The sequence below is a fragment of the Arthrobacter sp. C9C5 genome, assembly GCF_013359735.1.
Lineage (GTDB): Bacteria > Actinomycetota > Actinomycetes > Actinomycetales > Micrococcaceae > Arthrobacter.
The window spans coordinates 14730-32584 of record NZ_JABFMX010000021.1; the positions used below are offsets into that span (position 1 = coordinate 14730).

18 protein-coding genes are annotated in these 17855 nt (G+C 67.0%); 8 read left to right on the top strand and 10 right to left on the bottom strand.

Going from position 1 to position 17855, the window contains the following annotated elements:
- Window positions 1-344: 344 nt before the first annotated feature.
- Entirely contained in the window at window positions 345-1046 is a 702-nt protein-coding gene (locus HNO80_RS15215) for an SCO1664 family protein (protein ID WP_175323696.1), read from the bottom strand.
- Between the two features lie 25 nt (window positions 1047-1071).
- Window positions 1072-1746 carry a histidine phosphatase family protein gene (locus HNO80_RS15220; protein ID WP_175323697.1) on the bottom strand — a complete coding sequence of 225 codons (675 nt, stop codon included), beginning with the start codon at window positions 1744-1746 and terminating at the stop codon, window positions 1072-1074.
- A gap of 92 nt (window positions 1747-1838) precedes the next feature.
- On the opposite strand from HNO80_RS15220, the gene HNO80_RS15225 reads away from it, so the two are divergent.
- Window positions 1839-3227, top strand: a complete 1389-nt coding sequence (locus HNO80_RS15225; RefSeq protein WP_175323698.1) for a sigma 54-interacting transcriptional regulator — start codon at window positions 1839-1841, stop codon at window positions 3225-3227.
- Between the two features lie 26 nt (window positions 3228-3253).
- Window positions 3254-5257, top strand: coding sequence for a vWA domain-containing protein (locus HNO80_RS15230; RefSeq protein ID WP_175323699.1), 2004 nt, complete (start codon window positions 3254-3256; stop codon window positions 5255-5257).
- A gap of 48 nt (window positions 5258-5305) precedes the next feature.
- Here HNO80_RS15230 and HNO80_RS15235 read toward each other — a convergent pair whose 3' ends face one another.
- From HNO80_RS15235 to HNO80_RS15250, 4 genes are read right to left on the bottom strand one after another with little or no spacing between them, the layout of a single operon-like run.
- A complete protein-coding gene (locus HNO80_RS15235) occupies window positions 5306-5950 on the bottom strand; it encodes a TetR/AcrR family transcriptional regulator (RefSeq protein ID WP_175323700.1) in 645 nt (214 codons plus the stop codon).
- A 50-nt stretch (window positions 5951-6000) separates the two neighbouring features.
- Window positions 6001-7101 (bottom strand): alcohol dehydrogenase catalytic domain-containing protein, encoded by a 1101-nt coding sequence (locus HNO80_RS15240; protein ID WP_175323701.1) that lies wholly within the window; start codon window positions 7099-7101, stop codon window positions 6001-6003.
- 3 nt (window positions 7102-7104) lie between these two features.
- The gene (locus tag HNO80_RS15245) at window positions 7105-8598 is read right to left on the bottom strand and encodes a purine-cytosine permease family protein (protein WP_349627369.1); all 1494 of its coding nucleotides are present in this window, start codon (window positions 8596-8598) and stop codon (window positions 7105-7107) included.
- Window positions 8565-8813: a hypothetical protein gene (locus tag HNO80_RS15250; RefSeq protein WP_175323703.1), complete on the bottom strand. Its 249-nt coding sequence runs from the start codon at window positions 8811-8813 to the stop codon at window positions 8565-8567. Before HNO80_RS15250 ends, HNO80_RS15245 begins: the two co-directional genes overlap by 34 nt.
- Window positions 8814-8982: 169 nt before the next feature.
- Between HNO80_RS15250 and HNO80_RS15255 the strand changes: the two genes are divergently transcribed.
- From HNO80_RS15255 to HNO80_RS15280, 6 genes are all read left to right on the top strand, one after another.
- Complete coding sequence (locus HNO80_RS15255; protein ID WP_175323704.1) at window positions 8983-9819, top strand: nitrilase-related carbon-nitrogen hydrolase; 837 nt, start codon at window positions 8983-8985, stop codon at window positions 9817-9819.
- A 408-nt stretch (window positions 9820-10227) separates the two neighbouring features.
- Window positions 10228-10770: a hypothetical protein gene (locus HNO80_RS15260; protein ID WP_175323705.1), complete on the top strand. Its 543-nt coding sequence runs from the start codon at window positions 10228-10230 to the stop codon at window positions 10768-10770.
- Between the two features lie 105 nt (window positions 10771-10875).
- On the top strand, window positions 10876-11199 hold the full coding sequence (locus tag HNO80_RS15265) for a YciI family protein (protein ID WP_175323706.1): 324 nt from the start codon (window positions 10876-10878) through the stop codon (window positions 11197-11199).
- Complete coding sequence (locus HNO80_RS15270) at window positions 11196-12434, top strand: RNA polymerase sigma factor (protein WP_175323707.1); 1239 nt, start codon at window positions 11196-11198, stop codon at window positions 12432-12434. The genes HNO80_RS15265 and HNO80_RS15270 overlap by 4 nt, the downstream gene beginning before the upstream one ends.
- 104 nt (window positions 12435-12538) lie before the next feature.
- On the top strand, window positions 12539-12880 hold the full coding sequence (locus tag HNO80_RS15275; RefSeq protein ID WP_175323708.1) for a YciI family protein: 342 nt from the start codon (window positions 12539-12541) through the stop codon (window positions 12878-12880).
- 56 nt (window positions 12881-12936) lie between these two features.
- Window positions 12937-13284, top strand: coding sequence for a hypothetical protein (locus HNO80_RS15280; RefSeq protein ID WP_502707869.1), 348 nt, complete (start codon window positions 12937-12939; stop codon window positions 13282-13284).
- A 13-nt stretch (window positions 13285-13297) separates the two neighbouring features.
- Here HNO80_RS15280 and HNO80_RS15285 read toward each other — a convergent pair whose 3' ends face one another.
- The 4 genes from HNO80_RS15285 to HNO80_RS15300 all read right to left on the bottom strand — a co-directional run bounded on the left by HNO80_RS15285 (window position 13298) and on the right by HNO80_RS15300 (window position 17851).
- Window positions 13298-14689 carry an MFS transporter gene (locus tag HNO80_RS15285; RefSeq protein WP_175323709.1) on the bottom strand — a complete coding sequence of 464 codons (1392 nt, stop codon included), beginning with the start codon at window positions 14687-14689 and terminating at the stop codon, window positions 13298-13300.
- A gap of 74 nt (window positions 14690-14763) precedes the next feature.
- On the bottom strand, window positions 14764-15708 hold the full coding sequence (locus tag HNO80_RS15290; RefSeq protein WP_249777389.1) for a hypothetical protein: 945 nt from the start codon (window positions 15706-15708) through the stop codon (window positions 14764-14766).
- A gap of 108 nt (window positions 15709-15816) precedes the next feature.
- On the bottom strand, window positions 15817-16629 hold the full coding sequence (locus HNO80_RS15295; RefSeq protein ID WP_175323710.1) for an alpha/beta fold hydrolase: 813 nt from the start codon (window positions 16627-16629) through the stop codon (window positions 15817-15819).
- A gap of 22 nt (window positions 16630-16651) precedes the next feature.
- On the bottom strand, window positions 16652-17851 hold the full coding sequence (locus HNO80_RS15300; RefSeq protein ID WP_175323711.1) for an NAD(P)/FAD-dependent oxidoreductase: 1200 nt from the start codon (window positions 17849-17851) through the stop codon (window positions 16652-16654).
- Window positions 17852-17855: the final 4 nt, after the last annotated feature.

Here is a 17855-nt window from a genome sequence, read left to right on the forward strand (position 1 = left end):
CAATTGTGGATTTTGTGGACCAGGTTGGGGGTGCGCATGCTTGGGTCGACGCTGTTTTCCCTGCAAGGCCAACCCGGGGACCCCTACACGTTCGTCTCTGCGCCGAAGCTGCGCTGGAGCGGGCTGACAGGCCGGGTCAGGGAGGATAGGGAGTCCCGGCTGCGGGGCCGTACTGCTCAGGAACTGGTTCCATGCGCAGCTGATGAGCGGGCCGGAAACGGCCGGCAACAACAAGGATTAGTGCGCTGGCCGTGTTGGGTGCAGGGCCCCCCGTGTCGTGCCGGTGATCCGGGCGGCCCGCGGCCTTGTTGTGACCGGCGCAGCGTTGTTCTTTCACTCCACGCCTAAACCAGCGGCCACGGATACCGCATGCCCGTCCGGTCCACCGGCAGGGACCCGGCAACCAGCATTCGCTGCACGCGGTGCTGCAGGGCGGTGACCTCGTCGTCGTCGAGCAGTTCCGCCAGCTCGGCGGGCACGGCCTCGGCGAGCGGGGCGATGTCCGCCAGCAGCGCCTCGGGAATGGGTTCGCCGGCGAAGTCCCAGATCACCGTGCGGAGTTTGAAAGCCGCCGAGAAGCAGAGCCCGTGGTCGATGCCCCAGATCCGGCCGTCGTCGCCGCGCAGCACGTGCCCGCTTTTGCGGTCGGTGTTGTTGGCGACGAAGTCGAACAGGGCGATCCGGGCCAGCTCCGCGTGGGTCTCGGGGGCGTCCTCGAACAAGGTGAAGTAGTGCTGCTGGAAGTCGCACTGAACAAACCACTGCAGCGACCCGACGCCCAGCGGAGCGTCCTCGCGGATCACCGTCGGGGGGACGAAGCCCCAGCCCAGCGACTCACTCAGCAGGTAGGCGGCGCGTTCGCGCTTGTAGAGGCCGGGTTCGAAATCGGACAGCGGCCGTTCGCCAGCCTCCGACTTGTAGACCGCGTACCCCTCCTCCTCGCCGCAGCTGACCTGGACCAGGAACGTCTGGTTGCTGCTGCGCGGGATGAGGCCGAGCAGCTCAATGCTGCCCTCGGTGAGCAGGGTCAGTTCCCTGCCGGCCACGGTCCCTCCCGCCTCGGAGACCCGGTCATGACGCCCGCAGCCCGCTCAGCGGTTCGGCCGTCGAATTCACCATGTGCACCGCGGGATCCTGGCCCTCCACGAACGTGATGGCCGAGACCGAGCCCGGGCTGATCACAATCCGCTGGAACAGATCCAGCGGCGTGCCCAGGGCGTGCGCCACCGCGGCCTTGATGGGGTCGGCGTGGGAGAAGCACACCACCACACCGCCGGCGTGGACACCGCACAGGGCCTCCATCGCCCCGACAATCCGGGACTGCATCTCCGGGAAGCTCTCGCCGTCCGGGAAGCGGAACTGGGACGGACTGTGCTGCACGGTCTGCCACTCCGGCAGGGCCGCCAGGTCTGCGATCGCGGAGCCGGTCCAGCCGCCGAAGTCGCACTCCAGCAGCCCGTCGTCGTGCTTTACCGCCAAACCGGTGCGGGCCGCCGTCGGCTCCGCCGTCTCGCAGGCGCGCTCCAGCGGGGAGGAATACAGGGCGTCCACCGGCAGGCCGGCGAGCCGGTCCGCGACCCGTTCGGCCTGCTCCCGGCCGAGGTCGGAGAGGTGCAGGCCCGGCGCGCGGCCCGGCAGGACCGAGCCCGTTGTCGGCGTCTGGCCGTGGCGCACCAGCAGAAGGAGGGTGCCCGGGCGTGCGGGCGCCGGGGGAGGAGCTGATTCGTCGGCGGTTGCTGTAGCCATCAGCATCCAGCCTATTCCGCCAAGCCTCCGGATGCGCAGGAATCTCACCAAATCCCTCGATTCCCTGCCGGGTGCAGGTCTACGGTGGAGGAGTGAGTGATCGCCCCGAAATCTTCACTGTTGGTGAACTGCGTGCCTCCGGCCACGTCCGCAAGGACCTGCGCCGCGAGATCCGCGACAACCTGCTCGCCGCGCTCGCCGCCGGCCGCGACCCCTGGCCCGGGATGTACGGCTTCAGCCGGACCGTCCTGCCCCAGCTGGAGCGCGCCCTGCTGGCCGGGCACGACGTCGTCCTCCTCGGCGAACGCGGGCAGGGCAAGACCCGGCTGCTGCGCACCCTCGCCGGGCTGCTGGACGAGTGGTCGCCGGTGATCGAGGACTCGGAACTGAACGAACACCCCTACGAGCCCATCACCGAGCACTCCCGCGCCCTGGCCCTCACCGAGGGGGACCGGCTGCGGGTGGCGTGGCGGCACCGCTCCGAACGGTACGTCGAGAAGCTCGCGACGCCGGACACCTCCGTCGCCGACCTGATCGGCGACGTCGACCCGATGCGGGTGGCCGAGGGCCGCCGCCTGGGCGACCCGGAAACCATCCACTACGGCCTGGTCCCGCGCTCCAACCGCGGCATCATCGCCATCAACGAACTCCCCGACCTCGCCGAGCGGATTCAAGTCTCCATGCTCAACGTGATGGAGGAACGCGACATCCAGATCCGTGGCTACGTGCTGCGGCTGCCGCTGGACGTCCTGGTGGTCGCGTCCGCCAACCCGGAGGACTACACGAACCGCGGCCGCATCATCACGCCGCTGCGGGACCGCTTCGGCGCCGAGATCCGCACCCACTACCCGATCGAGCTCGACGACGAGGTGGCCGTCATCCGGCAGGAGGGCCACCTGGTGGCCGGCGTCCCGCCCGTAATCCTCGAGATCCTGGCCCGCTACACCCGGGCGCTGCGGCAGTCCCCGGCGATCAACCAGACTTCCGGGGTGTCCGCACGGTTCGCGATCGCCGGCGCCGAAACTGTCGCCGCGGCGGCGCTGCGCCGGGCCAGCGTGCGCGGCGAGGACCAGGCCGTCGCCCGGATCATCGACCTGGACGCCGCCGTGGAAGTCCTCGCCGGGAAGATTGAGTTCGAATCCGGCGAGGAGGGCCGGGAACAGGACATCCTGGACCACCTGCTGCGGATGGCCACCGCCGAGGCCGTGCGGGCGCACTTCCACGGCCTCGACATGGGGGACCTCGTCGCCGCGCTGGACGGCCACATCACCGTCACCACCGGTGAACTGGTCACGGCGCGGGAGTTCCTCGACAACCTCCCGTTGCTCAACGGATCCAGCCTCTACGACGACATCGGTGAGCGCCTCGGCGCGGAAAACGACGGGCAGCTCGCCGCCGCCGTCGAACTGGCACTGGAAGGCCTCTACCTCGCCCGGCGGATCTCCAAGGATTCCGACGACGAGGCGACGGTTTACGGGTAGGCGACGCCAAGGCTTAGGAGGCCGCCATGAGTGTTCACCACCGGTCCCGGTACAGCCGGTACGCGGGCGGGCCCGATCCGCTCGCGCCGCCGGTGGACCTGGCGGAGGCGCTGGACGCCGTCGCCGAGGACGTGATGGCCGGCTACTCGCCGCGGCACGCCCTGCAGGCGTACCTGCGCCGCGGCGGCCGGAACCGAGAAGGACTCGACGACCTTGCCGGCCGCGTCCAGCAGCGGCGCAAGCACCTGCTGGGCCGGCACAAGCTGGACGGCACGCTCAACGAGGTCCAGAAACTGCTGGAGACCGCGGTGCTGGAGGAACGCAAGCAGCTGGCCCGCGACGTCCGGATGGACGACACGGACCGCGCCTTCCGTGAGATGCAGCTGCAGAACCTGCCACAGTCCACGGCCGCGGCAGTCAACGAACTCGCCTCCTACGACTGGCAGTCCAGTACCGCCCGCGAGGCCTACGAGCAGATCAAGTACCTGCTGGGCCGCGAGATCCTGGACCAGCGGTTCGCCGGGATGAAGGAGGCGCTCGAGGGCGCCACCGAAGAGGACCGCGCGGCCGTCGCCGAGATGCTGGCCGACCTCAACGAACTGCTCGACAAGCACCGCCGCGGCGAGGACACCGACGCCGACTTCCAGGACTTCATGGCCAAGCACGGCCAGTACTTCCCGGAGAACCCGCAGTCGGTCGAGGAACTGATCGACGCGCTCGCCCAGCGCGCGGCCGCCGCCCAGCGGCTCATGCAGTCCATGTCCGCCGAGCAGCGCGAGGAGCTGATGCGGCTCTCCGCCCAGGCGTTCGGCTCGCCGGAGCTTATGGCACAGCTGGGCCAACTCGACGCCAACCTGCAGGCCCTGCGCCCCGGCGAGGACTGGTCCGGGTCCGAACGCTTCGAGGGCGAGGAGGGGCTGGGCCTCGGCGACGGCACCGGCGTGCTCCAGGACCTCGCCGAACTGGACGAACTCGCCGAACAGCTCTCCCAGTCCTACACCGGCTCCCGCCTGGACGACCTGGACCTGGACGCCCTCGCCCGCCAGCTGGGGCAGGACGCGGCGGTCTCGGCGCGGACTTTGGCGGAGATCGAGAAGGCCATGCACGACGGCGGCTTCCTGCAGCGCGGCGCCGACGGGGACCTGAAGCTTTCCCCGCAGGCCATGCGGCGGCTCGGCCGGTCGCTGCTGCGGGACACCGCCAAGCAGCTCTCCGGCCGGCAGGGGCGCCGGGACACGCGAGTTTCCGGGGCGGCGGGGGAGCAGACCGGTTCCAGCCGGCCGTGGGAGTTCGGCGACGCCGAGCCGTGGGATGTCACCCGCACCATCACCAACGCCATCCGCCGCACCATTGCCGACGGCGGCGACCCGCGCCGCGGCCTGCGCCTGGCCGTCGACGACATCGAGGTGACGGAAACCGAGGCCCGCACGCAGGCCGCCGTCGCCCTGCTGGTGGACGTGTCCTTCTCGATGGCCGCGGAGGGGCGCTGGGTGCCGATGAAGCGCACCGCGCTCGCCCTGCACCACCTCGTGTCCACCAAGTTCCGCGGCGACCGGTTGCAGCTGATCAGCTTCGGCCGCTACGCGCAGACCATGGATATCGGCGAGCTCACGGCACTGCCGGCGCTGCGGGAACAGGGCACCAACCTGCACCACGGGCTGCTGCTGGCCGGCCGGTTCTTCCGCCAGCACCCGTCCATGCAGCCGGTCCTGCTGGTGGTGACCGACGGTGAACCCACGGCGCACCTGGAGGCCGACGGCGAGTCGTGGTTCTCGTATCCGCCCGACCCGGAAACCATCCGCGTGACCGTCGCCGAACTGGACCGGCTGGGCCGTGCCGGCACCCAGGCCACATTCTTCCGGCTCGGCAACGATCCGGGGCTGGAGCGCTTCGTCGCCCGGATGGCCCGCAGGGTCGACGGCCGGGTGGTGGCGCCCGACGCCGGCGACCTGGGTGCCGCCGTCGTCGGGGAGTACCTGCGCGCGCACTTCCGCGGCCGGGCCTACGGCGACGACGACTGGGCGAAGTAGCGATCTACGTCATCACATCGTGGGCTTAAGGCCCTGCAGGCCGCCTTTCTACGGACGCTGTGAGTCCGCCTCCGCCTGGCCCGGGTCAGGCACCATGGACTCGATCTGGGCCACTGCGGCGACGATCGCCAGATTCAGCCCCTCCCGCGTGCGGCGCGTCATCGCTTCCGGGTCAGCCCGTGCGGTCAGACGCGGACGCTCCTCGTCGGCGCTCCACAGCGGGTCCGGTGAGGCTGCATCGATGGCGGAGCCGATGACGATCGCGTCGAGCATGGCAGCCACGGCCAACTGCCTGCCCTGTGCGACGCCGGCCTGGTCCAGGATAGTGAACAGCACCTCATACATTTGCAGCGTCACTGAGTCGTCCACCGCGGCCCCCACCAGCAAGGGGAGGGCCGCAGGGACTTGTGCGGACGCATCGCGATAGGACCTGACCCAATATTCCAGCCTGACTTGCCACGGCAAGAGGGGGTCAGTGAGCCCAGACAAGTCGATCTGCTCGTACAGTGCGCGGCGCATCAGTTTGATAATCTCGGCCCTGCCGCCATTGACGTGGTGGTACAGAGACGACGGGTTGACGCCCAGTTCGGCCGCGATTCCCGGAATCGTGAAGTCGTGCCCCTTGTCCACCAATTTCAGCGCCGTTTCCGCGATGATCTGCGGAGAAAGGATGTTCTTTTTGGGGCGGGCCATAGCTGATTATTTCACCCGTTCAGGACCGCGCCCCGCCGGGGCTACTGACCTCAGAAAGTGATCACACTCCGGCCGCGGGCACCGGAACGCATAAGCCGAAACGCTTCGTTGACGCCGTCCAGCTTGAAGCGTTGCGTGACCAGCTCGTCGATGGGAAGCTTGCCGCTGAGGTAGAGCCCCGCGAGCAGGGGAAAGTCGCGGGCCGGGACCGTGGAGCCATAATTCGAGCCCAACAGGCGTTTGCCTCCCTCGGCCATTTCGAGGGCATCGATCTGAACCGGGGAATCCTCCGGGGGCAGGCCGACTATCACTGCTGTGCCGCCGCTGGTCAGGCAAACCGGCATCTGCGCTATGGACTGGGGACGGCCGATCGCCTCAAAAACATAGTCGGCTCCGGTGCCCGTGAGCTCATGTATCTGCTCGGGAAGGTCGTCTCCGGAAATGACTGTGTGGGTGGCACCCAGCTGCTTCGCCAACTCTAGTGACTCGGGGCTGATGTCGGCGGCGATAATCGGGTTGGCGCCGGCCAGCGCCAGGCCCATGATGATGCACAGCCCCACTCCTCCTGCGCCGATTACGACGGCGGATCGGCCGGGCGTTACCTGCGCGTCGTTGATAACTGCGCCGACGCCGGTGGCCACGGAACATCCGATCAGAGCAGCAACCTCAAACGGGACTTCATCCGGTATCTTGATGGCTGCCTGTTCGGGGACGGTGGCATATTCACTCATGGAGCCCACCGCTAGGTAGGGGAAAGCCGGGGCGCCGTCGATTTCCATGGCCGTACTGCCGTCCGGGAGCAGGCATTCCCCGGCCCGCGAGCCCGTGCACACCCAGGGCTTGCCCTGATGGCAGTTGCTGCATGCCTGGCATGGGTAGAACCAGGTCATGACGACCCGGTCACCGACAACCAGGGACTCGACCCCGTCACCGACCGCTTCGACTGTGCCGGCGCCCTCATGTCCGAGGACCGTGGGGCTGGGGAGTGACCAGTCGCCGTCGAGCACGTGCCGGTCTGAACCGCAGACCCCGGACGCCCCCATTCGTACGAGCACCTGACCCGGGCCGGGGTCGCGGACCGTGACCGTCATGATTTCCAGATCCTGCGACCCCTGGCCTGTATGGACGGCGGCGCGGGCTACTGCGGGCATGGGTCAGGACTCCTTGGCGGGGGTGGTTTCTGCGGGGACCATAGGGCGATTTCGGTAGAGCACCCTCATCAGCACCAGATAGGTTGCCGCCGACAGAATGGCTGCCGGCAGTGATGCAGTAACAAGGTTGAAGACGGGCTGGGCTTCGAGTGTGATCGGGTTGTACAGCCACAGGTAGAACAGTGCGCCGACTGCCACGGCGCCGAGCCCGGCCCAGTTCACGCCGCCTGCGTAGGAGTACAGCGTGCCCCGCTGCCCGAGGTGGAGTTGGCGCAGGTCCATCCGCTGGTGCCGCACGAAGAAGTAATCGGCCAGCGCCGTTCCGCAAATGGAGGTCAGGAAGGCGCCGGAGACGGACACGAAGACCATGAATTGTTCGTACATGAACTGCGGGAAGAAGGTCATTACGGCCGGTGGGACAAAGAATAAGGCGGTCAGCGCTTTCCATGAGATCCGCGAGAGAACCTGGCCGGAGGACTGGCGGATGGCCAGGATCGTGGAGTAGACGATCGAGGACATCGACGTGATGTTGGCGAAGGCGATGAAGATCAGCACGGCTACACCGAGGGCCGGCCCCCCGAAGGGCACCATCCAGACCGTGGGGTCGGAATCGCCCAGAGTCAATGCTGAGGCGAGCCCGACGGTCTGGGCGATGAGGGTGGCAATGAACAGCCCGCCGTAGGCCGGCCAGACGGCGGCTTTCCGGCTGGAGGTCATCCGGGCCAAGGAACCCATGATGGGGTACCAGGAAACACCGACGCCGACGTTGAATTCGACGGCGACCATGAAGTTCAGCGTGTTGTCATCGAACGGGGCAAGCGGCGCGGCGCTGAAGAGCTCTCCTACGGAAGTGTTGGACACGAGGAAAACCATCATCACTACCGTGATCACCGCCAGGCCAGGCGCAATGACCTTGTTGAATTTGCCCAGCGTGACCGGGCCCCGCGAAAGAATAAACCAAGCAAGGAGTATAGAAAGGAGCCCGCCGACGGTGACGGCGGGACCGTACTGACTCAGCGCCGCGCTAGTGGTGGTCGCGATGACCTGGCTACTCGCCCGGCCAGCCATGACGGCCAGTAGCGACGACCAGCCCATTTCCGTGATGACAATGACGGTGAAAACCAGAACGGCCACACCGGCGACGCCGAAGGCGCCACGCAACATGGTGTACTGCTCGGAGCCGTAGCGCTGGGAGGCAACAGTGGACGCCAACACCATGAAACACAGTCCGATGGCGTTGCCGATGATCATGGCTGCAACGCCGTCCTGGAAGCCGACCAGCAATGCGGTCGAGCCGCCGACAATGAAGGCCCAAGTCGCGATCGCCAGGGCAGTGTTCACCCAGGTGTAATCCCAGCCGGACCAAACGCGTTCGTGCCTGAGGAGTGGAAAGGTCCCGAAGGCGGCTTCGTTATCCAGCTCGGATGACGGCTTTGACGCCGGTGCGGCGTTCATGCCGGCGGTCACAGGATCACCAGCAGGAGTCCGACGATGCATGCTGCGACCGAGACGAGGACGTAGCCGGTCAATTCCGACGCCGACAGAGGCTGGCGCGAGTCGTCCTGCCACTCGTGGGTCTCGATTGCTACGATGCGGCGCTCGATCTCCTCCGCCACCGCCGGGGACAGACCCATTTCGGATAGGTGCGCCGTGAAATCGGGCGTCCGGCCCGGGGAGACGACCCCGACCCCGGTGGAACGTGATGTGCTCATGTCGTGCCTTTCCTGCAAAAGTTCATTGGAGGGTGAAGCATGCCGGGACACCCGGACGGGGAAATTAACCAAAAGCGATTTGGTTTCAAAGTATGCTGCCGGTCACACTGGGTGTCAACCAAGTGCGAAGATTTGGTTCGTACGCGGGAAAAGCAGTTGAGGAGGCACCTTGGGTAACCCCATTTGGGTTGGCGTTGTGCAGGGCGCCGCTGTGCCAGGCGGTATCGAGGAGAACATCGCGACACTTCGACGACTCGTTGCGGAAGCGGCGGACCTAGGAGCCAGAGTGGTGGTTACGCCCGAGTTGTTTGCTACCGGGTACTCGCCGGCCAGCGCCTGGCAATGGGATGGCGTGGAAATCCGCGGACGGCTGGCAGCTCTCGCCCGCGAGCACGGTGTGGCGTTGGTGGGATCCACAATTGACAGCCCCGGCGGCGCACAGGGGGATTCATCCGCCCGCCAAGACCAGGCCGACCGGCCGATCCGTCATATCGCAGCCTCGTTTTTCGACCCCCACGGCGAGGAATTGGTCCGCGTAAACAAACGGCACCTGTTTGGTGCGGAGGAGAAAGCCTTCATCACACCAGGAAAGGGCTATGCGCAGCCGTTCGAATGGGAAGGCTGGCGCTGGGGGATGGGCATCTGCTACGACGTCGAATTCCCTGAGTTCGCCCGATCCCAGGCCGTGTCCGGTGCGCAAGTGCTTCTGGTTCCCACGGCAGTGCCGGAGCTCGAGTACCGGATGACAGGAAGAGCTGGGGCCTGGGGGTACTCCGCGACGTCGACATCCACGCTGCAGGTTCCGGCAAGGGCACTTGAAAACGGTGTCTTCATCGCTTACTCCAACCATTGCGGCCCGGGATTCACCGGCCACAGCTGTCTTGCGACCCCCTTCGGCCGCAATGCCGCACTCCTGCCGGGCGGCGACTCCGTGGCCGTAATGGAAGTTGATTCTGCAGCAATTGAGTGTGCCCGCGAACTGAACGTCTACCTCAACGATCTGTAGGCGCCTTTGGAACGGAGGGCATACCCCGGTACTCGCCGTCGAACTCGGCGAAGACGACCGTCGAGCGGGACCGTCCGACGCGCGGAGTTAGCGGAGGAGCAGCGGCTGTTCGCGGCACGGGTCATTGACGTCGAGCGGAGGCTTCACCTCACTGGAAAGGAAAAGCGCATGGCCGGGCGGCCGGCGTCGCGGGCGTACTGGTTCGCGGTGTGTGCTGGCCCTCCGCATCTACAATCGCACCGGCAGTATCGTGAGTAGGGGAGGGGCGGTCCGGAATTCGTCGGACCGCTCCTCCCTTTTTTCTGGCTGCGTCCTATACATCCCACTGGGATAGGCTCACTTGCGGCCCGGAAGCGCACCGGCCCGAACTAAACAGAAGTGGGAAATTCCTTGGATTTACTGGGCGGCATGAGCCGTGACCAACTCCGGATGTTGTCGTGGGTTGCGGCCGCCGTCTTCGTGCTCGTGGCAGGCCTTTGGCGTCCGCGCCGCCTACATTGGACCGCGCTCGGCTCCGTCCTGCTCTTCGCGGCCCTCAACGCGGGCGCCGGAATCTACGTCCTGAACCACTTCGGTGATCCGCGCTGTTCCGGGGGAGAGCAGCCGCTGAGCGCGCCGTCGTTCGCCGGGACGCCCGTCGTGGGCGAATTTCTGGGTCGCTTGGACTCCGCCCTGAACGGCGTGGTGGGCGGGGTGAACGAGTTCTTGGCCTTCAAGCACGCTCTTCCCATAGCGCTGGACTTCCTGGCGGTGTCCGGCTGGGCCCTGTTGGTGTCGTTCCCGCTGGCCGTCCTCGCCGCCGGCATCAGCTTTGCCATGGCCAGGCGCCGGGCGGCGGACTTCGATCGGTACCGTGCCACTGTTGACCGCCTCGGGGAGGATCTTGAGCAGGTCAAAAGGCGGCTAACGTCCGGAACTTCCGGCGAGAAGCTGGACGCCGAGCGGATCTAACAAAGAATTTCCGCACATTTCCTGTCGAACAGCGGCAGAGTTGTTCGTAGTAAGGGTGAGCGGCTGCCCAGGAGGGGCGCCCCAAACCGCAGGAGATGACCCGAAATGCAGTATTTGCTTTCCGTGATTCACGATCAGCTTGAACTCGCCCCGTCGGACGAGATGGCGGCCATCGACGTGTTCAACGATCGTCTCCAGGCCGACGGCCACTGGGTCTTCGCCGGCGGCCTCGGATTCCCGGACACGGCCACCGTCATCGACAACCGGGGCGGGTCTCAGATGGTGACCGACGGGCCCTTCGTGGAGTCGAAGGAGTACCTCGCCGGGTTCTGGATCATCGAAGCCCCCGACCTCGACGTCGCGCTCAAGCTCGCCGCCGAGGGGTCGAAGGCCTGCAACCGGAAGGTCGAGGTAAGGCCGTTCCTGTGAACGGGCCCGACGCTGACGGCGCCGTCAGCCAGGCTTACCGGGAGAACTGGGCCCGGCTGGTCGCCGCCCTGACCCGCCGATTCGGCGACCTCGACCTAGCGGAGGAAGCGGCGGCCGAGGCGTTCGCGACTGCCGTTGAGCGGTGGCCGTCCGACGGCGTTCCCGCCAACCCCGGCGCCTGGCTGACCACCACGGCCAAGCGCAAAGCCATCGACCGGCTCCGGCGCGAGAACAAACGCGACGGCAAACACCAGGAGGCCATGTTGGTGTTCGACGACGACCGCCCGCCCGAGCCGCTCGGCGCCATCGACGACGACCGGCTCCGGCTGATCTTCACCTGCTGCCACCCGGCACTCGCGCTGCAGACCCGCGTTGCCCTGACCCTGCGCATGGTCGGCGGGCTGACCGTGCCGGAGATCGCACGGTCCTTCCTGGTGCAGGAGAGCACCATGGGGCAGCGGATCACCCGTGCGAAGGCCAAAATCAAGGCCACCCGGATCCCGTACCGAGTGCCGGCCGCGGAGGATCTCCCGGGACGCGTCTCCAGCGTGCTCGCCGTGCTCTACTTGGTCTTCAATGAGGGCTATCTGGCGACTGGCCCCGACACCGACCCGGTACGCTCCGACCTGACCGCCGAGGCGATCCGGCTCACCCGGCTGCTCCGCGCGCTCCTGCCGGAGGACGGCGAAGTGGCCGGACTGCTGGCCCTGATGCTCCTCACCGAAGCCCGCCGCCCCGCCCGGATCTCGGCAGGCGGCGAACTCGTGACCCTTGACGAGCAGGACCGGGGAGCGTGGAACACGGCACTCATCGCCGAAGGCCACCGCCTGATGCGTGAGCGCCTGGCCTCCGGGGCGGCGCCGGGCCGGTACGAGCTCCTCGCGGCCATCAACGCCGTGCATACCTCGGCCCGCGACTTCCGCGACACCGACTGGTCCCAGATCGTCGGGCTCTACGACCAGCTGGTGGCCATCGATCCGTCGCCGATCGTCGCGCTCAACCGGGCCGTCGCGGTCGCCGAACTGGACGGGCCGAACGTGGCACTGGCCGCCGTCGACCGGCTCGACCGCGACCTGGCCGGCTACCACGCGTACCACGCCACCCGCGCCGAGCTGCTGCGGAGGCTTGGCCGCAACCCAGAGTCGCGTGCGGCGTACGACAAAGCCATCGAACTGGCGGGCAACTCGGCCGAGGTCGCCACCCTACGGCGGCGCCGGGCCCAGCTGGCGCTTTGATCCAGGATCCGTGCGTGAGCCAAGGCCGCCGAGACCTTGCGCGGCACCGCGGCGTCAGCGAGGATGAACGCCATCCCCCGTGCCGCGAAGAAGGAGTCGACGCGATGACCAAATATCTGATCTCGTTTCCAAGTGCCGCCATGGACTTCCCCGAGGAAGAGCTGCAGGCCGTTTCGGATGCGTCGCACGCGGTGGTCCAGGAGGCGAAGGACGCCGGCGTTTGGGTGTTCGGCGGCGGCATAGATGAGAGCATCCCCCCTGTCATGGTCGACGGCGGCGGGAACGTGCGTGAGGGCACCTACCCGCAGACGGCGCAGCTTGAAGGCGGCTATTCGGTGCTGGAGTTGCCCTCGTACGAGGCCGCCTTGGAGTGGGCGGCGAAGATCGCGGTCTCCTGCCGTTGCGCGCAGGAGGTGCGCGCTTTCCAGTACGACCCCGCCAGCTGATGGCGCCAGGCGTATCCGAGCTGCCAGGATGGCGCCCACGTGCCAGACTTTCAGCCATGGAGCCCATGGACTGTCTGGTCATCTACGTCCCCACCGAAGCTGCGCACGCCGTCCGGCACGCCATTGGCGATGCCGGCGCGGGCAGGCTGGGCAACTACTCGCACTGCTCGTTCAGCCTGGAAGGAACCGGGCGCTTTACGCCGTTGCCGGGCGCGAACCCGACCATCGGCGCCGTCGGCTCCCCCGAGGAAGTCCCGGAAACCCGGATCGAGGCCATTTACCCGCGGTCCCGGCGCAGCGCCGTCGTCGACGCCGCGCTGTCCGCGCACCCGTACGAAACCCCGGCATTCATGACCTTCCCAATCGATGCCAGCCTGCCGGACGGAACCGGTCCCGCGGCCTAGCGGCTGATCACTGTCATAGCGTGCCGGCCTCCGTCCCCGCATACGACGCCGAGACCCGGCGGTAGACCGGGGCCAGGAAAGCCAGCAGCGCGGCAGCGATCAGGATGACTCCAGAGATCAGGAACACCAGGGCGATGCCGCGGGATGCACCCTCGCCCAGCAGCGGGGCCAGCTGGGCGGCACCCTCAGCGGACCGCGCGTACGGGATGATCCAGACCTGGGCGATCGGCGCGATCAGGAACGCTGTGATCGGCGCCGCGGCGGACTCGAACGCCATGGCAAATCCAAACACCCGCCCCTGCCGATGCAGAGGCACCACCCGCTGGATGACCGTCTGCTCGGCGGCCTCGACTACAGGCACCAGGACGAGGTACAGCCAGATGCCGGCGACGTACAGCCAAGCCCACTCCCGGAGCGTGAACCCCGCACCGAGGAGCCCCATCAGGATCACCGCGAGGAGCATGGTGCGCAGCGGGTTGGACCCCAGTCCGAATTTGTTGATCAGCGCCCCGCCCACGATGAACCCGGTGGCACCCAGCGCGAGATAGGTCCCCCACAGCTCTACCGGAAACATTTCCAGGCCGTAGGGATCCATCAACGCCATGTAGACGCCGCCGATGAAATTGTTGAACGTGGAGAAGAGAATCAGCGCGAACAGTCCGGTAACGGCTGCGACGGCGGCAAGGGAGCCCCGCAGGTCAAAGCCGCCCTGCGCGTCCGTGGCGGCTGCGCGGACCTCCTCGGGCATGCGCAGGGTAAGCACATGCGCGAAAGCCAGCGCGGTGAGCACCACGGCGACGACGATTGTCCAGCCCATGCCCAGCAGCCCGACCGACACCCCGGAAAACACCGAGGTGACGATGAACATCAGTCCCTGCACCATCCCTACGAGCCCGTTGGCGTTGGCCCGCCGGTCCGGCTCGATCAGGATGGTGACCGTAGCCGCGAGCGCGATGTTGCGCATGTTTTCCACCACGGCGCCGAGCAGGACGATCAGCATGAATGCCCAGAACCATGGTTGCGTCAGGTCCAGCAGCGAGTCGGCGGGCGTCAGCAGGAACATCACCCCCGAGAGCACGAACATCGCCAGGGTGAAGGCGGCGGCGAAACGCATGACGGCGAGCTTGCGGTAGCGGTCGACGTAGGTGCCGAAGCTGATGCTGGACAGGGCGATGAGCAGCATGTACGCGCCGCCGACAACCCCGGTGGCGATCACGTTGCGCGTCTCCAAATACACCCAGAACGTCAGCGCAAACCACAGGTAACTGGTGGTGATATTGGCCAGGCCGGTGTTCAGCAGGATCCCGTTGAAGGTGCGGGACCGCTGCTTCGAATCCCGCAAAGGGGTGTCGACGGCGTCGGGAGCCACAGCGGTGTGCGGCGGGACCGGATCGTGCTCGGTCATGCGTCCCAGTGTAATGACGACCGGCCGGTAGGAACACGGCCGCGGCTCGACGGAAGCCGGCTGTTACGGCGGTGTCACTCCGTGGGCACGGCCGTACGACGGCGAACTGCGACGGAGCGGGCACCCAGCCCTGCCAAGGCGACGGCGAGGGCCAGCAGGACTGTGGGCAGTGCTCCGCCGGCGGGTCCAAGGGTGGCCGCCAGGATCTGCCGGCTCATCAACAGCATCTCCTGCAGGTCGCCGGCCGCCACACGCGTTCCCAGGACGTAGTTGACCGAGATAAACAGGGCGGGAACCACCCACAAGAGGGCCAGGTCCACCAGCCACACCACGGCACGCCGCGCAGGGCGAAGGCCACACCACGCCAAGAAACAGCCCACGAGGATAGCGGGGATCCAGCGAGCCGTTGACGGCACTGCTGCCGGGATGTTGAGGGGCCCGACGGAGCCGACAACCCACTCCACCAGCCACGATGCAAACGGCACCGCCACGAGCCCGACACCCAGTGCAACCAAAGCCCGCGACCTCGACGAAACCAGCAGGAGGGCGACGAGGGCGGCAACGAGGGACAGGATCACGCCCGCCAGCAGTCCGGCGAAGTAGAGGCGGGCCATCGTCCCGCCCGCCAGTCCGCCGTCGAGCGTGGTGAAGGACTGGACCGTCGCGGTGAACTGAACCCCGAGAACTCCGGCTGCCGCGCACCACGTCGCCAGTCGGCGTCGGGCGGGGGACCAGAGACGCACCGCGAGTCCGGCTGCCGCGCCGCCCACGGTGAGGAGAGCGACGATCGTGGTGAGTTCGTACTGGCTGAGCGGCAGAAGCGACACCGGCATCTGGTCCGGGGAGACCTCGGCGGCCCACAGGTTCTGCAGAGGCAGTTGTGCCCCGGTGATCAACCAGGGGCCCAAGCCGAGAAGCCCTGCCAGGATGCCGATCAGCCCGCCCCGCATGGCGTCGCGGGCCGGAGCGTGGCCGGGCCGGTTGTCGGAGACCGTCAGGTCCGTCGCTTGCTGGCCCAAAGCGGCTCCTTAGTGTGGGGATCAGGTAACCAGCGCTAGAGGGGCCGGTCCATCCGAATACTATACCGAATGGATTAATGCCCCGGATGGCCGCGGATGACCGCCGTGTCAGGTAGCGGAGTGCTCACGCACCCGCGCGAGCCATTCAACCAGCAGGGCGTGAGCCAGGGTGGGCTGTTCATGCAACAGGGCATGGCCGGCGTGATCGAGGACCGCCAAGGTGCAACGAGGGTACTGCCCCGCGAGATCGGCCGGGGCCGTATAACCTGCGGTGGAATCCTGCCGTCCCGCCAGAATCAGGACGGGATGCGGGTAGGTCTTCACACTCTGCGGGCGCTCCTGTAGTTCCCAGCGCGAAAAAATCCGCGCCAGGGCGGACTCGTCCACGAGCGAAGCTGAGGGAGCCACGACGTCGCGGAACCGGCGCAGCGTCTCAGCCGTCTGGACCACGAAGTAGCCACGGTAGGAGGACTCGAGTTCCGGGCTGAGCTCGACGGCAAGACCGGCCGACGACACAAGAACCGTGTGTTCAGGTACGCGGCCGGTGTGGGCGCCTACGGGGCAGATCAGCGCGAGCCCCGTGACCTGCTCCGGTCGGCGCTGGGCAATGGCACGGGCTAAGTACCCGCCATAGGAGTGGCCAAGGACTAGAAGAGGTCCACTGCCGATGGTGTTGTCGATGAAGCCGAGCAGTAGGTCCAGGACATCATCGTTGCTGGCGATGGTGGCGGCCGCCGGGGTGAGGCCCATCCCCGGCAGGTCCGGGTACAGACGCCGAAACCCGGGGGCGGCAGTGAATACCGGTTCAAGGGCGTGGGCGATTTCGCGGTGATCCACGCCGGCGCCGTGCAAAGCGAGAACCGGCGTACCGCTGCCGGACTCGACGTAATGCACAGGAACCCCGCGGACCGTAGCCTCCATCCAGACAGTGTAGAGCGCGGGGCTACGCGCGTCCCTTCAGGATCAGGTTCCAGTAGACCCGAGGAAAGATGTCGCGGTCCACCACCCAGGATGCGCGGCTCTCTTTCCACGTTGGTAGCTTCGGAATGGAGGGCATGGGCCGGTATTCGTCGTCGAACTCGGCGAAGACAACCGTGGACCGGGACACCGTGAAGGGGCACACCGAGTAGCCGTCGTACTTTTCCGGCAGGGGGTTTCCCTCTCGGGCCGCGACCAGGTTCTTGGCCAGGACGTTGGTCTGCTTTCGCAACGCGCCGCCGGACTTGGAATTGAGGGTGGCTGCGGCATCCCCCAGTGACCAGACGCTCGGGAACCGGACGTGCCGGAGCGTTTGCGGGTCCACTTCCACGAATCCGCCGGAGTCGCCGGGGGCGGGCAGTTCGGTGGCCTTGAGCCAGTCCGGCGCAGACTGCGGCGGGACGGCATTGAGCACGTCGTAGCGCAGCTCCTCGGCGATACCGGTGACGTTGTTCTTGATCAGGACGGTCTGCGCCGATGGCTCCACTGAAACGACTTCGCTGTTCAGGCGCAGTTCTATGCCGTATTCGGCAATCTTGCGGTTCAGCTCGTCATCCACTCCCGGCACGCCGAACACCGTGTCGGAGGGCTGCACCATCACTACCCGAATGTCTTGGAGGACCCCGTGCTTTCGCCAGTAATCGCAGGCCAGGTACATCGGCTTCTGCGCAGCGCCGCCGCATTTGATCGGGCCGGAGGACATGGTGAAAACGGCGGTCCCTGCCTTGAGGCCTTTGAGCAGCGTCCAGGCTTTTGTTGCCAGCTCGAACTCATAGTGGGAAGCGCCGGACGGGGAATGAACGGCTTCGGCAAGGCCCGGGATATTGTCCCAGTCCAGCTGAATCCCGGGGCAGACCACGAGGTGGCCGTATCCCAACTGGCCGCCCGAGGCCAGCATTACCGTGTTGGCGTCGGGGTCGATGCCCGTGGCGCTGTCCCGAATCCACTCCACGCCCCGCGGCATGACGGCCTCCTGGGGCCGGACGGCGTCCTTGGCCTTCGCCCTTCCCCCGGCGACGTGGGAAAACAGCGGCTGGTAGTAGTGATGCGAGCCGGGTTCCACCACGGCCACATCCTTCACCCCGTAGCGCTGGAGGCGGGCCGCAAGGGAGACGCCGGCGTTACCTCCGCCGATAATGATGACCTCGTGGTGTTGCCCGGCCATGGCG

Excerpts from the sequence above, each read along its gene's own strand:
- HNO80_RS15300 (WP_175323711.1), bottom strand. The coding sequence starts at position 17,851 with ATGGCCGGGCAACACCACGAGGTCATCATTATCGGCGGAGGTAACGCC.
- HNO80_RS15280 (WP_502707869.1), top strand. The coding sequence starts at position 12,937 with ATGGAGCCCATGGACTGTCTGGTCATCTACGTCCCCACCGAAGCTGCG.
- HNO80_RS15235 (WP_175323700.1), bottom strand. The coding sequence starts at position 5,950 with ATGGCCCGCCCCAAAAAGAACATCCTTTCTCCGCAGATCATCGCGGAA.
- HNO80_RS15295 (WP_175323710.1), bottom strand. The coding sequence starts at position 16,629 with ATGGAGGCTACGGTCCGCGGGGTTCCTGTGCATTACGTCGAGTCCGGC.
- HNO80_RS15250 (WP_175323703.1), bottom strand. The coding sequence starts at position 8,813 with ATGAGCACATCACGTTCCACCGGGGTCGGGGTCGTCTCCCCGGGCCGG.
- HNO80_RS15275 (WP_175323708.1), top strand. The coding sequence starts at position 12,539 with ATGACCAAATATCTGATCTCGTTTCCAAGTGCCGCCATGGACTTCCCC.
- HNO80_RS15220 (WP_175323697.1), bottom strand. The coding sequence starts at position 1,746 with ATGGCTACAGCAACCGCCGACGAATCAGCTCCTCCCCCGGCGCCCGCA.
- HNO80_RS15285 (WP_175323709.1), bottom strand. The coding sequence starts at position 14,689 with ATGACCGAGCACGATCCGGTCCCGCCGCACACCGCTGTGGCTCCCGAC.
- HNO80_RS15265 (WP_175323706.1), top strand. The coding sequence starts at position 10,876 with ATGCAGTATTTGCTTTCCGTGATTCACGATCAGCTTGAACTCGCCCCG.
- HNO80_RS15240 (WP_175323701.1), bottom strand. The coding sequence starts at position 7,101 with ATGCCCGCAGTAGCCCGCGCCGCCGTCCATACAGGCCAGGGGTCGCAG.
- HNO80_RS15230 (WP_175323699.1), top strand. The coding sequence starts at position 3,254 with ATGAGTGTTCACCACCGGTCCCGGTACAGCCGGTACGCGGGCGGGCCC.
- HNO80_RS15260 (WP_175323705.1), top strand. The coding sequence starts at position 10,228 with ATGAGCCGTGACCAACTCCGGATGTTGTCGTGGGTTGCGGCCGCCGTC.
- HNO80_RS15245 (WP_349627369.1), bottom strand. The coding sequence starts at position 8,598 with ATGCATCGTCGGACTCCTGCTGGTGATCCTGTGACCGCCGGCATGAAC.